The 14407-nt window shown below is 64.4% G+C and carries 9 protein-coding genes; 5 read left to right on the forward strand and 4 right to left on the reverse strand.

Annotated features, from left to right (window positions below; all coding sequences use genetic code 11):
- Positions 1 to 39 precede the first annotated feature (39 nt).
- Positions 40 to 1449, forward strand: coding sequence for a sigma-54-dependent transcriptional regulator (locus AC1DKY_RS19660; RefSeq protein ID WP_441605348.1), 1410 nt, complete (start codon positions 40 to 42; stop codon positions 1447 to 1449).
- A 560-nt stretch (positions 1450 to 2009) separates the two neighbouring features.
- On the opposite strand, the gene AC1DKY_RS19665 is transcribed toward AC1DKY_RS19660, so the two are convergent.
- The 4 genes from AC1DKY_RS19665 to AC1DKY_RS19680 all read right to left on the reverse strand — a co-directional run bounded on the left by AC1DKY_RS19665 (position 2010) and on the right by AC1DKY_RS19680 (position 8357).
- Positions 2010 to 3593, reverse strand: coding sequence for a two-component system sensor histidine kinase NtrB (locus tag AC1DKY_RS19665; protein ID WP_441605349.1), 1584 nt, complete (start codon positions 3591 to 3593; stop codon positions 2010 to 2012).
- Between the two features lie 38 nt (positions 3594 to 3631).
- The gene (locus AC1DKY_RS19670) at positions 3632 to 4075 is read right to left on the reverse strand and encodes a response regulator (protein ID WP_046972442.1); all 444 of its coding nucleotides are present in this window, start codon (positions 4073 to 4075) and stop codon (positions 3632 to 3634) included.
- Positions 4072 to 5868 (reverse strand): sensor histidine kinase, encoded by a 1797-nt coding sequence (locus AC1DKY_RS19675; protein WP_441605356.1) that lies wholly within the window; start codon positions 5866 to 5868, stop codon positions 4072 to 4074. The genes AC1DKY_RS19670 and AC1DKY_RS19675 overlap by 4 nt, the downstream gene beginning before the upstream one ends.
- Before the next feature lie 86 nt (positions 5869 to 5954).
- Positions 5955 to 8357, reverse strand: coding sequence for a GH92 family glycosyl hydrolase (locus AC1DKY_RS19680; RefSeq protein WP_441605350.1), 2403 nt, complete (start codon positions 8355 to 8357; stop codon positions 5955 to 5957).
- A gap of 157 nt (positions 8358 to 8514) precedes the next feature.
- On the opposite strand from AC1DKY_RS19680, the gene AC1DKY_RS19685 reads away from it, so the two are divergent.
- From AC1DKY_RS19685 to AC1DKY_RS19700, 4 genes are read left to right on the forward strand one after another with little or no spacing between them, the layout of a single operon-like run.
- Positions 8515 to 9564 carry a LacI family DNA-binding transcriptional regulator gene (locus tag AC1DKY_RS19685; RefSeq protein WP_441605351.1) on the forward strand — a complete coding sequence of 350 codons (1050 nt, stop codon included), beginning with the start codon at positions 8515 to 8517 and terminating at the stop codon, positions 9562 to 9564.
- A gap of 14 nt (positions 9565 to 9578) precedes the next feature.
- Positions 9579 to 11276 (forward strand): sugar MFS transporter, encoded by a 1698-nt coding sequence (locus tag AC1DKY_RS19690; protein WP_441605352.1) that lies wholly within the window; start codon positions 9579 to 9581, stop codon positions 11274 to 11276.
- A 4-nt stretch (positions 11277 to 11280) separates the two neighbouring features.
- Positions 11281 to 12264: a carbohydrate kinase family protein gene (locus AC1DKY_RS19695; protein WP_441605353.1), complete on the forward strand. Its 984-nt coding sequence runs from the start codon at positions 11281 to 11283 to the stop codon at positions 12262 to 12264.
- Positions 12261 to 13472: an AGE family epimerase/isomerase gene (locus AC1DKY_RS19700; RefSeq protein WP_441605354.1), complete on the forward strand. Its 1212-nt coding sequence runs from the start codon at positions 12261 to 12263 to the stop codon at positions 13470 to 13472. Before AC1DKY_RS19695 ends, AC1DKY_RS19700 begins: the two co-directional genes overlap by 4 nt.
- Positions 13473 to 14407 lie beyond the last annotated feature (935 nt).

Consider the following 14407-nt stretch of genomic DNA (forward strand, 5'->3'; position numbering starts at 1 on the left):
ACGGTTATCCTAGCCGTGTCCACAGCAAACAGTGACGACATGAGCCAACAGACCGTTCTGGTCATCGACGACGAACGCGATATCCGCGAGCTTCTCACCATCACCCTCGGCCGCATGGATTTGCTGGTCGATGCGGTAGGTACCGTGACCGAAGCCCGACGCGCCCTCGCCGAACGGCATTACGACCTCTGCTTCACCGACATGCGCCTGCCCGACGGCAACGGCCATGAAGTGGTGGAGCTGATCTCCGCCGAACATCCGGACACGCCGGTGGCGATGATCACCGCCTACGGCAATGTCGATGCGGCCGTGAGCGCGCTCAAGGCGGGCGCCTTCGATTTCGTCTCCAAGCCGGTCGACATCCAGATGCTGCGTCGCCTCGTGCGCACGGCACTGCGACTGGCCGAGGAAAAACGCAGCGGCCAGGCCGCCGCCAAACCCGACGGCAACGAGCGCCTGATCGGCGAGTCGCCGGCGATGCACCAGGTGCGCGCCACCATCGGCAAGCTGGCGCGCAACCAGGCGCCGGTGTACATCGCCGGTGAATCGGGCGTGGGCAAGGAACTGGTCGCCCGCCTGATCCATGAGCAGGGCCCGCGCGCCACCGGGCCGTTCGTGCCGGTCAACTGCGGCGCCATTCCGTCCGAACTGATGGAAAGCGAGTTCTTCGGCCATCGCAAAGGCAGCTTCACCGGTGCGGTAGGCGACAAGGAAGGCCTGTTCCAGGCCGCGCACGGCGGCACGCTGTTCCTCGACGAAGTCGCCGAACTGCCGCTGCACATGCAGGTGAAGCTGTTGCGCGCGATCCAGGAAAAAGCCGTGCGCCCGATCGGTGCACGCGAGGAAGTGCCGGTCGACGTGCGCATCCTCTCGGCCACCCACAAGAATCTTGCCGCGCTGGTGGACCAGGGCCAGTTCCGCCAGGACTTGTTCTATCGCATCAACGTGATCGAACTGCGCGTGCCGCCGCTGCGTGAGCGTCGCGGCGACGTGCCGCTGCTCGCCAACTTCGTGCTGCGCCAGCTCGCCAACAAGAGCGGCGGCACGCCCGGCCACTTGCTGCCTGCCGCCCAACAGGCGCTGGAAGCCTATGACTTCCCGGGCAATGTGCGCGAGCTGGAGAACATCCTCGAACGCGCCATGGCCATGTGCGACGGCGACCAGGTCGACGTCAGCGACCTGATGCTGCCGCAGCGCACGCCGCGCCCGCAGAACGAAACGGCACCACCGTCTCCCACCGGCATGCCCGCCGTTGAACCGGCACCCGTTGCCGTGGCTGCCGCACCGTCGGCCAGCGGCGGCCTGGATGACTACATCAGCAACCTTGAGCGCACGGCCATCATCAAGGCGCTGGAGGAGTCGCGCTACAACAAGACGGCAGCTGCGAAGAAGCTGGGCATTACGTTTAGGGCGCTGCGGTATAAGTTGAAGAAGTTGGGTATCGATTGAGATTGATAGGTCGATGCACAGAAAAGGCCGCACACAGTGCGGCCTTTTTGTTTTTGTGGTGGCGTGCGCACCATCTGTGGGAGCGCACCCTGTGCGCGACGGCCACGCCTTGGTGTATCGCTCCGTAGGCTTGTCGCGCACAGGGTGCGCTCCCACAGAAGAGCCGACCGGCAAGATTGATCCGCAACCCACGAACCTGCATAACCCTTGTAGGAGCCCACTTGTGCGCGACCGCAGGACTGGGATGTGCCGCTCCGTAGGCTGGTCGCGCACAAGTGCGCTCCTACAAAAAAGCTGCCGGCTCGGCAGCGCAGAGCACTTATCGGCTCTTGATGTGGCTCAGCCCCGGGGTCCCCGTATGACGCGGCGGGCGAACCAGGTCGCGAATACGCGACAACAAAACACCGAGGCTCTGGATTATCAGCCATTCGGCTGTTGACGAGCGCTTCCGGCCTGCACCGGGATGACGAACAAGAACAAGACTGCGGCACATCCAAACAACGAGGCTAGGTTGGCCCCTCACCCCACCCCTTTCCTCGGAGGGGAGAGGGAGCAAAAACTCACACTGGCCCTTGCGGCCCATCCCCACCCGTACTCTCCTCCAACGCATCCCTGACCGTCTTCAACAACCGCAACGTCGAAACCGGTTTGTCCACCAGATACAAATGCTCCATCACCGGCAACTCATCCATATCCGGCGGCGCATCCGGACGCGCAAGCAAAAGCACCGCACCGCGATAACCATGGTCGAACAAGGCCGCCAACGTGCGCACGCCGGTAAAGAGATTCATGTCGGCATCAAGCACCACAAGATCGGGAACGCCTTGCGCCTCCAGCCACTGCAAGGCAGCCGTACCACTCTGGCTCGCATGCGCCTGATAGCCCCACGAATCGAGCGTATCCACCAGCAGCGAGAGCTGACCGGCTTCTTCCACCACCACCAGCACGCGCTCCGCTTCGCCCTGCAGGTTGGCGGTTTCCTGCTCGCCCACCACATCGGCGGGCTGCTGCATCAGCGGAATATGCATATGGAAGCTGGTGCCCTCGCCGAGCACGCTCTCCACCCGCATCACGCCACCATGCGCGGTAATGATGCGCTTGCATGAGACCAGGCCGAGGCCGGTACCGCTTTCCTTGGTCGTGTAGAACGGTTCGAACAGATGCAGCAATGCGTTCTCGTCCATGCCGGTGCCGGTATCGATCACGCTGAGGCATACATAGTTGCCTTCGCGGCTTTCCTCGCCGGGCTGGAAGAAATGCTCCGGCAAGCTGGCCACCGATGTGCAGATGCGCAGCTTGCCGCCCTCGGGCATCGCTTGCAGCGCGTTGAGGCTGAGGTTGAGCAGGCACTGCTGCAGCTCGGTGTGATTGCCGTCGAAGCTGAGATCGGGATCATAAGCATCCAGTTCCAGCGTCACATTGCGCGGCACACTGCCCTGCAGCAACAAGCCGAGTGCTTCGAGCAGCGCGCCCACGCGTACTTGTTCCGCGCGACGTGCGCCGCGCGCAAAGGAAAGCATGGAATGCACCATGTCCAGGCCACGCTTGCCGCAGTCGCGCACCAGCCGTCCCAGGCGCGCCAGCCGTGGATCGTCCTGGTAGTCCTGCAGGCTGTCGCCGGCGAGCAACAAGGGTTGCAGCAGGTTGCGCAAGTCGTGGCTCAGGCCGCCCGCCAGCATCGCCAGGCTCTCGAAACGCTGCGCGCGGATCAGTTCGGTTTCCGCGCGTCGACGCGCGCGTTGCGCTTCGGCTTCGCGCATGGCGCGGCGCACTGCCGAGGCCAGCCGCGCAGGATTCTGCTTGAGGATGTAATCGGTCGCGCCGTTGCGCAACGCCTCAATCGCCGCTTCCTCGCCCAGCGTGGCGGAGACGAAGATGAAGGGCAGGTCCTGGTCGCGTTCGCGCAGGATGTCGAGCGCGCGCTGGCCGGAGAAACCCGGCATGCTCAAGTCGGACAACACGATATCCGGCTGGAAATCCTCCAGCGCCGAGAGATACTCGCGCTCGGCGTCCACCAGGGTCACGTCGTATTCGATGTGATCGGCGTCCAGCTCGGACAACACGAGCTCCGCATCGAGCTGGCTATCCTCGATCTGCAGTACACGGATTCGGGGTAACGCCCACTGCTGCCTATCCACTGTCAACCACCCCGTCGTGGAACCACCCCTAACATTCGTCCCATTCAGATATGGTCAGGTGCCTGATTGAGCACTGCCCAGAACTGCCCCACGGTTCGCACCGCTTCAAAAAACTGGTCCACGTCCACCGGCTTGATCACGTACGCGTTCGCGCCAATGTCCCAGCTGCGCGCCAGATCACTTTCCTCCCGCGACGATGACAGAATCACCACCGGCACGCGGCGGAATCGATCGTCGGCACGCAACTGCGTGAGCACTTCCAGCCCGCTCATGCGCGGCATCTTGATGTCCAGCAGCACCACGGCCGGATCGGTCGGTTCGCGCCCGGCCCATTCGCCGCGGCAATAAAGGTAGTCCAGGCAGTCCACGCCGTCTTCGACGTGCACCACGGGATTGGCCAGATGGGCACCGGCAAGCGCGTCCAAGGCCATTTCAGCGTCGGCGAGACTGTCCTCGACAAGCAGGATGGTACGGAGGTCGTGGTTCATTGGCGCCTCTGCGCGAAGCTTTCTGCGAGGTCCGAAGACGGCAGTGTGAAGTGGAAACGCGCGCCCTGCCCTGGCTGGGCATCGGCCCAGACGCGTCCGCCGTGTCGCGTGACGATGCGACGCACATTGGCCAGGCCGATACCGTTGCCCGGAAACTCCGAGGCCCGGTGCAGGCGCTGGAACACGCCGAACAGTTTACCCGCGTATTGCATGTCGAAACCGGCGCCGTTGTCGCTGACCACGAATTCGTAGCTGCCGTCGCGGTGGCGCTGCACGTCCACGTCGATACGCGCCACCTCGCATTTGCCGGTGTACTTCACTGCGTTGCCGAGCAGGTTCTGCCACACCGTGCGCAACATGTTCTCGTCGCCGATGACAATAGGCAGCGGCGCGATCGACCACACGATGTGACGCCCGTGCGCATCCGTCTCGGCCAGCGCGCGTGCCTCGTCCGCCAGCGACTGCATATCCACCGGCTGCAGGCGCAGCGCGCCGCGACCCAGGCGCGAGAACACCAGCAGGTCTTCGATCAGCAGCGCCATGCGCTTGGCGGCGTCGTTGATCACTTCGATGTAATGGCGCGAGCGCTCGTCCGCCGCCTCGCCCAGGTGCTGCTGCAATTTGCCGGCGAAGCCGCTGATATGGCGCAGCGGTGCACGCAGGTCGTGCGATACCGAATAGCTGAATGCTTCCAGCTCGCGGTTCACATCGGACACTTGTTCGATCTTGCCTTCGAGCTGGCGATTGAGCTCCTTCACCTGCTGCTCGACCAGGGCGCGTGCGGTGACATCGCTCAGGGTGAGCAGCAGCACCGGATCGCCGCCGTTGTCCTGTTCGAGGCGACGGGCGTTGATCACCACGTGGCGGTCGACGCCATCGACGGTGCGCTGGATAAGCTCGTAATCCCACAACTCGCGGTCCAGCAGCAGCACGTCGTTGAGCCGTTGAAGCAGTGCGCCGTCGGTCCACGCGCCATCGCCGATATCGGTCAGCGGCAGCGATTGCCGGAAATCGGGCGGCAGGCCATAGAGCTCGCCAAAGGCCGCATTCACCAGCAGGGTGCCGAGGCCGGCGTCGAGCAGGGCGATCGGTTCGCGCACGGCCTGCACGATCAGTTGCGAACGCTGCACCGCCTGGCCTTCGCGCACCTCGGCACGCAGGCGTCGGCTGATCTGGCGTTCGGACACGATCACCACGATGGTCAGCAGCAGCACCTGGGCGATCGCCGTGATGGTCAAGGCCAGGGCGCTGTTGAACGATTCGCGGCTGGCCGCATCGCGACGGCTGAGCAACGTGGTGTTCTCGTTGCGCACGATGCCGTCGATCAGATCGTCCATCTTGAACAAGGTGCCGGAGTCGCGCATCGCATCGGATGCGCCGGCTTCGTCGCCATGGTCGTGCCGCATGATGGCCTGCCCGCTCAAGGCGAGGCGACCGCTCACAGTGGAGCTGAGCGAGCCGATCAGGGCTTGCTGATCCGGACTGTCGCGCGTCATGTCGCGCAACTGCTGCAGCAGGCCGGGCGTTTCGTGGGCAGCCCGCTCGGCACGCATGCGTACCGTCGCGTCCGCGTCGCCGTGGATCAGGCGGTAAATGGCCGCCTCGCTGTCCCGCGTGACATAGGCGATGCGATAGGTAAGCGACTTCACCTCGCTGGAGTGGGTGACGCGCTCATTGGCGAGGATGGCCTCGCTGGCACCGCTGCGGGTGACCACGTAGGGCAAGGCCACGATCACCAGCACCGCCGCCAGCAGGCCGCCCAGGCGCCAGCGCAGGGCGACGCGGTCCTTCATGGCCGGTCGCAGCGTCGACGCCAGTTTCCAGGATGAGCGCAACATGACAGGCATGGTTGCAGAATCACCCCAGAGAACGCCACCTCTTAAAGTGGCGTTTTAGGGGCAGCTTTGTCGGAATTACCGTGGACTTTGGTCGTAGACACGCTCATTGAGCTAGGGCGTGCGCTCACAGCCTGCCCCCAGGCCCGGTTCGGCTCGGCCTGCATGGTGAAGTGCAGCTCGCCGCCGGACACGATTTCGGCATGGCGCAGGAACACCCGGTCCAGCGGCTTGCCGTTGAGGGTGACGCTGCCGACATAGGGGTGGGCGTCATCCAGCGGCTCTGCAGTGACCTTGAAGGTCTTGCCATTGGACAGGTGCAGGGTGGCGCTGCTCACGAACGGGCGGCCGATGGCGTATTCGTCGCTGGCCGGCGTCACCGGGTAGAAGCCCACTGCCGTGAAGATGTACCAGGCAGACATCTGGCCCAGGTCGTCATTGCCGGCCAGGCCGTCCGGGCGGGTGGCGTACTGGCTGTCCATGATCTGCTTGAGGCGCTTCTGCGTCTGCCACGGCGCGCCGGCGTAGTCGTAGAGATAGGCCAGGTGATGGCTGGGCTCGTTGCCGTGCGCGTACCAGCCGATCAGGCCGGTGATGTCCTCGACGTTGGCAAAGTGCGATTTGTCGACCTTGGCCTCGAACACGCTGTCGAGCTTGGTGACGAAGGTCTGGTCGCCGCCCATCGCCTTGATCAGCGCGGCCACGTCCTGCGGCACATACCAGGAGTACTGCCAGGCGTTGCCTTCGGTGTAGTCGCTGCCGTAGCCGGCCGCATCCGGGTTGAACGGCTCGCGGAAGCTGCCGTCCGTCTTGCGTGCGCGCATGAAGCCGGTCTTCGGATCATATGCATTGCGCCAGTTGCCGGCGCGCTTGTCGAAGGTGGCGGCAATCTCCTTGCGTCCCATCGCCTTGGCCATCTGCGCCAGCGACCAATCGTCATAGGCGTATTCCAGCGTCTTGGAGGCCGCTTCCGGCTCCTTGTCGATGGGCACGTAGCCGAGCTTCATGTAGTCGCCCAGATCGCCATAAGGCGCATAGGTGGCGCTGGCGACCATCGCCTTCAGCGCGGCGTCCGCATCGAACCCGCGCACGCCCTTCACATAGGCGTCGGCGATCACCGGCACGGCGTGGTAGCCGATCATGCACCACGTCTCCAGGCCCTGGTACGCCCACACCGGCAGGATGCCGAACGGACTGGTTTCGCGCGAGGCGATCAGCGAGCGGATGAAGTCGGTGCTGCGCTCGGGCATCAGCAACGCCATCAGCGGCTGCTGGGCGCGGTAGACGTCCCACAGCGACCAGGTGGAGTGGAATTCGAACTTGCCGTTCTTGTCGACGGCCTGGTGCACGGCGTTGTCCGCACCGCGGAACTGGCCATTCACGTCCATGCTGAGCGTGGGCGACAGCAGCGCGTGGTACAGCGAGGTGTAGAAGCCGACGCGCTGATCCTTGCTGCCTTCCACGTCGATCGAGGCGAGGGCCTTGTCCCACTGGCTGCGGGCTTCGGCGCGACGCGCATCGAAATCCCAGCCCTGGCCTTCGGCATCGAGGTTGGCGATGGCGTTGGCTTCGCTCACCGGCGAAATGGCCACCTTCACGCCCAGCGGCTGCTTGAGCGAGCCGAAGTCGAACACGCCCACCAGGGCGCGGCCACTCTGCGCATCGTGGTCTTCCGGCTGATAGCCCGGGCCCTTGAAGCCCTTATAGGGAATGTCGGTCTCGCGGTTGTACAGCGTGCGCGCCTGCATCGGCTGCGAGAAACGCATGGCGAAGCAAAGCTCGCGGCCCGGCGCCCAGCCGCGCGTGGTGCGGCAGCCGGTGACCGTGCCGTCGTCATGCACGCGCAGGCTGGACCACAGCACCTTGCCGGCGTAGTCGTAGATGCTCGGGCGCAGATCCAGCAACAGATGCGCGGGCTTGCCAGTCGGGAAGGTATAGCGGTGCCAACCGATGCGGCGGCCGGCGGTCAGCTCGGCGCGCACGTCGTAATCGCTGAGCGTCACCGCGTAATAACCTGCCTGCACCACTTCGGTGTCATGGCTGAAGCGGGAGCGGTAACCGCTGCCCGGCTTGGCCGGGTCGCCCTGCTCCAGGCGCACGTCGCCGGCGATCGGCATCACCAGGACGTCGCCCAGGTCCGAATGGCCCGAGCCGGAGAAATGGGTGTGGGAGAAACCGAGCAGGCTGCTGTCGCCGTACTGGTAGCCGGCGGCCCACTTGTAGGCGTGCTTCAAGTCGGGCATGGCCGAATCCGGGGACAGCTGGATCATGCCGAACGGCACCGTGGCGCCAGGAAAAGTATGCCCGTCGCCGCCGGTGCCGATGCGGGGATCCACATCGACCGAATGCCCCTCGGCAGCCCGCACGCAGGCCGGCGCAGCCAGGGAAATCGACACCGCTGCAGCCAGCAAAGTGGGCAGCCATGCACGGAAACGCGAATTACGCATAGAATTCCCCGAAAGAGTGGATTTGAATCGTTCTAATTTCGCCTGACGCTAACATCTCTGCAGGCATCGTTGCATGCTGCGTCGCGCCATCGAAATCGGTTCCGTTCGTGCGCGGAGGCAGGTACCTTTGGATCGTTCCAATCAACCCAGGCCTGCGATGGAAAGCCAGACCCCGGTCGGTAGAAAGATCACACTCAACGACATCGCAGCCGGCTGCGGTGTGTCCCGCGCCACGGTTTCCCTGGTGCTGCGTGGCAGTCCCCTCGTGAATAAGGTTACCCGGGCACGGGTCGAGGAAGAACTGCGACGCCAGGGATACGTCTATAACCGGGCCGCGGCCAACCTACGCCGGCGTACGTCGTCGAGCGTGGCCCTGGTCATCAACGAACTGGCGAACCCGTTCTTCGCCGAGTTTGCTGCGGGCGTCGACGACGCGCTCGGTACAGCCGGTTTCGTCACCCTGCTCGGCAGCTCCGGCGATTCGGCCGAGCGCGAACATGCCGTGCTCGGTTCGCTGATCGAACACGGACCAGGCGGCATCATCCTGTCGCCCGCCGAAGACAGCGAAGCGCGCAAGGTATTGGCCGCCGTGGGCACCCACACCCCAGTGGTGCTGTTCAACCGCGAGCTGGGCGGCGAGCTGCCGGAATACGCGCACTGGGATCGCCTGATGCTCGACAACGAGCGCGGCGCCCGCCAGGCCACCGAACATCTGATCGCGCAGGGTCATCGGCATATCGCCTTTTTTGGCGGCCATGACCATGCCAGCTCCACCCGCGAACGCCATGCGGGCTATACGCAGGCCATGAACGCGGCCGGTCTTCCGGTCGAGTCGCACTGGCGCGTGCAAAGCACGCCCACGCGCATGGATGCCGCGCGCGCCGCAGGTTCTCTGTTCGAAGGCCCGGGCTCCGCGCCCACCGCCGCGGTTTGCTACAACGACGCCGTGGCGCTGGGCCTGATGCTCGGCCTGCACCAGCATGGTCGACAGGCGGGCCGCGATTTCGCGGTGACCGGCTTCGACGACATCGCCGAAGCCTCGATGAGCATGCCGTCGCTCACCACGCTGTCCACTGCCCCGCGTGCACGCGGACGGCAGGCGGCCGACATGCTACTCGCTCGCCTGCGCGATCCGCAGGCGCCTTCGGGCACCATCATCGCGCCGGTGGAACTGGTCGTGCGCGAAAGCAGCTGTCCTCTTTCCTGACCCACGGATTCCGCATGGCCTTCGCAGCACCACCTATTCAGTCGGCGACCACGTCGTCGACCACCGGTTCGACGCGCTACACCGACTATCCGATGGCGATGGCGGTGACCACCACGATTTTCTTCATGTGGGGTTTCCTGACCGTCCTCAACGACATCCTGATTCCGCACCTCAAGACCGTGTTCGAGCTGAACTACGCACAGGCGATGCTGGTGCAGTTCACGTTTTTCGGCGCGTACTTTTTGATGTCGCTGCCGGCGGGGCGCCTGGTCGCCGCGCTTGGTTACAAGAAGGGCATCGTGGCGGGCCTGACCATTGCTGCCGTGGGCGCGTTCGGCTTTTGGCCGGCGGCGCTGCTGCATTCGTATGCGGCCTTCCTCGCGGCGCTGTTCGTCTTGGCCACCGGCATCACGGTGCTGCAGGTCGCAGCGAATGCGTATGTGGCGCTGCTCGGTCCCGAACGCACCAGCTCCAGCCGCCTCACGCTGGCGCAGGCGATGAATTCGCTGGGCACCACGCTGGGCCCCTGGTTTGGCGGCCTGCTGATTCTTTCCGCCGTTGCCTTCACCGTGCCCGACGCCGTGCGCAAGGCGCCGGAAACCGTGCAGCTGGTGCAGACGCTCAACGATGCGCCGCCCGCGCAGGCGGTTGAGGCGATGCGTCAGGCGCCGCCGGAACGTCTGGTGGCCGCACTGAACGATGCTGCCGCGACGGCGCTCGATCGCCTGCCCGCGACTGACGTGGCTGCAAGCATCGCGCAACTTCCGCAGGATCAACTGCCGCGCGCACTGGACCGGCTTGCCGGCGCCCCGTTGCTGGCCACGCTTTCCGCGCTGTCGCCGCAACAGCTTGCCGCGTTGCCGTCGGCCAATCTTGCCCAGGCGCTGGACAAGCTCGCTTCCTCGCATCTCGATGCCAGCGGCGATGCCCAGTTCGCCAAGGTGCGCGCGAATCTGACGCCGGAGACCGCACAGCAACTGGCCAGCTATCGCCAGAAGCAGGCCGAGCTGGTGCAGAAGCCGTATCTCGGCCTCGGTTGCGCCTTGCTGGTACTGGCGCTGGTGGTGTGGCTGTTCCGACTGCCGCCGCTGACCGAGTCGACCGAAGCGGCCGACACCACGCATCACACGCTGATGGACGCGCTGCGCCACAGCCATGTGTTCTTTGGCGTGCTGGCGATCTTCTTCTACGTGGGCGCGGAAGTGTCCATCGGCAGCTTCCTGGTGAACTACCTGTCGCTGCCGGAGATCGGCCACATGAGCGAACTGCAGGCAGCGCACTACGTGTCGCTGTACTGGGGCGGCGCGATGGTCGGGCGCCTGGCCGGTTCGGCCCTGCTGGTGATCATCAACCCGCGCAAGCTGCTCGCCGTGTTCGCCGGTGTCGCGGGCCTGCTGGTGCTCACCACCATGCTTACCCATGGCGACGTGGCGATGGTCAGCGTGATCGCGATCGGCCTGTTCAACTCGATCATGTTCCCGACCATTTTTGCGCTCGGCATCGAACGCATGGGTCCGCTCACCGGCAAGGCTTCGAGCCTGCTGATCATGGCCATCGTCGGCGGCGCGCTGCTGCCGCTGGCGCAGGGCGTACTGGCCGACCACATGGGCATCCAGCACGCTTTCATCCTGCCGCTGCTCTGCTACGGCTACATCGTGTTCTACGGTCTGCGCGGTTCGCTGGTTCGCGATCCCGTTGTTCCCCAACATTGAGTCTTTGTCGATGTCACGCACCATCCTCTGTTTCGGCGAAGCGCTGATCGATTTCCACAGTGAAGGCGGCGATGAAGCCGGCTTCCCACGCAGTTTTGTGCCCTACGCCGGCGGCGCGCCCGCCAATGTGGCCGTCGCCGTTGCCCGTCTGGGCGGCGATGCGGCGTTTGCCGGCATGCTCGGCAAGGACATGTTCGGCGATTTCCTGCTGGACAGCCTGCACCGTTTCGGTGTGAACACCGATGGCGTGGCGCGCACCGATGAAGCGAACACCGCGCTTGCGTTCGTGTCGCTGGATGCCCACGGCGAGCGCAGTTTCAGCTTCTATCGCCCGCCGTCGGCCGACTTGTTGTTCCGTCCCATGCATTTCCATGCGGACAGTTTCCGCGGCGCCGCCGTCTTCCACGTCTGCTCCAACAGCATGACCGATGCGGCGCTCGCCGAGACCACCCGCGAAGGCATGCGCCGCGCGCATGACGCCGGCGCGCTGGTGAGCTTCGATCTCAACCTGCGTCCTGCATTGTGGCCGCGGGATGTGGAGCCACGCCCGCTGTTGTGGCCGGCTCTTCATCTGGCCGACGTGGTGAAACTGAGCGCCGAGGAATTCGCCTGGCTCGCCGTCGACGGCGAGGAAGCCACGCTGGAAAAGCTGTGGGAAGGACGCACACGTCTGGTCATCATCACCGATGGCCCGAAGGCCCTGCGTTGGTTCCATCCGGATGTGGAAGGCGAGCTGCCGGTATATGCCGTGCCTGCCGTGGACACCACGGCCGCGGGCGACGCCTTCGTCGGCGGCCTGCTCTATCAGCTGGCCAAGCTCGAACACAGCGACGACCGCATCGATCACCTGATCACCGAACTGCCCCGCCTGCATGCAGCCCTGCGCTTCGCAGCGGCCTGTGGCGCACTCACCGTGACGCGCCAGGGTTCGTTCTCGGCCATTCCCGATGAAGCCGAAGTGCTCAACTTCATGGAGACGTACGCATGACCACGACGCCTGATTTCCGCAGCGAGGCGTTTCTGCGCGAACACATCGCGACCACGATGGCGTTCTACCACCCTCATGCGATCGATCCCGCCGGTGGTTTTTTCCACTACTACAAGGACGACGGCACGATCTACGACCGCAGCCATCGTCACCTGGTGAGCAGCACGCGCTTCGTCTTCAACTACGCGATGGCGTACAACGAGTTCGGCAATCCCGAGTATCTCGACGCCGTGCATCACGGCCTGCGTTACCTGCGCGAGGTGCACCGCAATCCCGCCACCGGCGGCTACGCGTGGACCATCCGCGATGGCAAGCCGGAAGACACCACGTATCACGCGTATGGCGTGGCCTTCGTACTGCTCGCGTACTCGACCGCCAAGAAGGCCGGCGTGCACGAGGCCGAAGCGTGGATGGACGAAACCTGGGAGCTGCTGGAACAACGCTACTGGGATGCCGACGCCGGCCTCTATCGCGACGAAGCCGACGAGCACTGGCACTTCAGCGATTACCGCGGCCAGAACGCCAATATGCACATGTGCGAGGCGATGCTCGCCGCGTACCAGGCCAGCGATGAGCCGCGCTATCTGGAACGCGCGCTGGAGCTGGCCGACCATATGACGCGTCGCCAGGCGGCCAAGGCCGATGGCCTGGTGTGGGAACACTATGACGTGAACTGGAACGTCGACTGGAAATACCACCTCGACAATCCCAAGCACCTGTTCCGTCCATGGGGCTTCCAGCCCGGCCATCAAACCGAATGGGCGAAGCTGCTGCTGATCATGGAACCGCTGCTGCTCGAACGCGGCATCGAGAAAGACTGGCTGGTGCCCACCGCCAAGCACCTGTTCGACACCGCACTCGCACGCTCGTGGGACAACGAATACGGCGGCATGGCCTACGGCTTTGCGCCCGACGGCGAAGTCTGCGACGACGACAAGTATTTCTGGGTGCAGGCCGAATCGCTCGCTGCGGCGGCGCTGCTGCATGCACGTACGGGCCTGGCTGAATACGACGCTTGGTACGAGAAGCTGTGGGCGTATGCGTGGAAGTATTTCGTCGACCACAGGTATGGGGCGTGGTTTCGCATTCTTACTCGTGACAATCACAAGGTTGATGACGAGAAGAGCCCTGCCGGTAAGACCGACTATCACACCATGGGCGCGTGTTATGAGGTGATCGCCCTGGTGCGTGAGGGTGGGGTTCCGTAGGGAAGATCATACGGAGCCCCCGATAGGCGCGGGCTACATCAAGAGCCCGACAGTATGCGGCACTGCCGTCCGTCCTTTTTGTAGGAGCGCACTTGTGCGCGACCAGCCTACCAAGCGATACACCGCAGCTCCGCGGTCGCGCACAAGTGCGCTCCTACAAGGGTTTCGCGCGCTGTGGCGCCCATTCAATCTTGCGATCGCTCTTTGTGGGAGCGCGCGTCGTGGGGCGCTGATAAAAGATTAGAGGCCGCTGCATTTTTGTAGGAGCGCACTTGTGCGCGACCAGCCTACGAAGCGATACACCGCAGCGCGGCGGTCGCGCACAAGTGCGCTCCTACAAGGGTTTCGCACGCTGTGGCGCCCATTCAATCTTGCGATCGCTCTTTGTGGGAGCGCGCGTCGTGGGGCGCTGATAAAAGATTGGGAGCCTCTGCATTTTTGTAGGAGCGCACTTGTGCGCGACAAGCCTACGAAGCGGTACACCGCAGCTCCGCGGTCGCGCACAAGTGCGCTCCTACAAGGGTTAGGCAGCTTCGTGGGTTGCGGATCAACCTTGCCGGTCGACTCTTTGTGGGAGCGCACCCTGTGCGCGACAAACCTACGGAGCGGTACACCGCGGCGTGGCTGTCGCGCACAGGGTGCGCTCCCACAGACAAGCCCGCGTGGCAAAGGGAAGCGGGACGACGAAAGCCGATGCGCAGCGTGGGCCCGCTTTAAGTTCTCAGCGATTCGGGCGCGTTGCGCAGCGCATTGAGGTACCCGCTGCGTACCCTCGGAGGTTGTCCCATAAGGACGCGCCTCGAGCGTTCGGGCTTATCCCAGCACGATGCTGCGGGCGTTATCAGGCCATTTTCTTTGGGTTACTTTCGACGCGAAGCTAGTCCCGTGGGATCTTTTGGGCCAGCAAAAGAAAAGTGACTCGAGCGGCGGCAGCC

The organism is Dyella sp. 01N448, assembly GCF_056399225.1.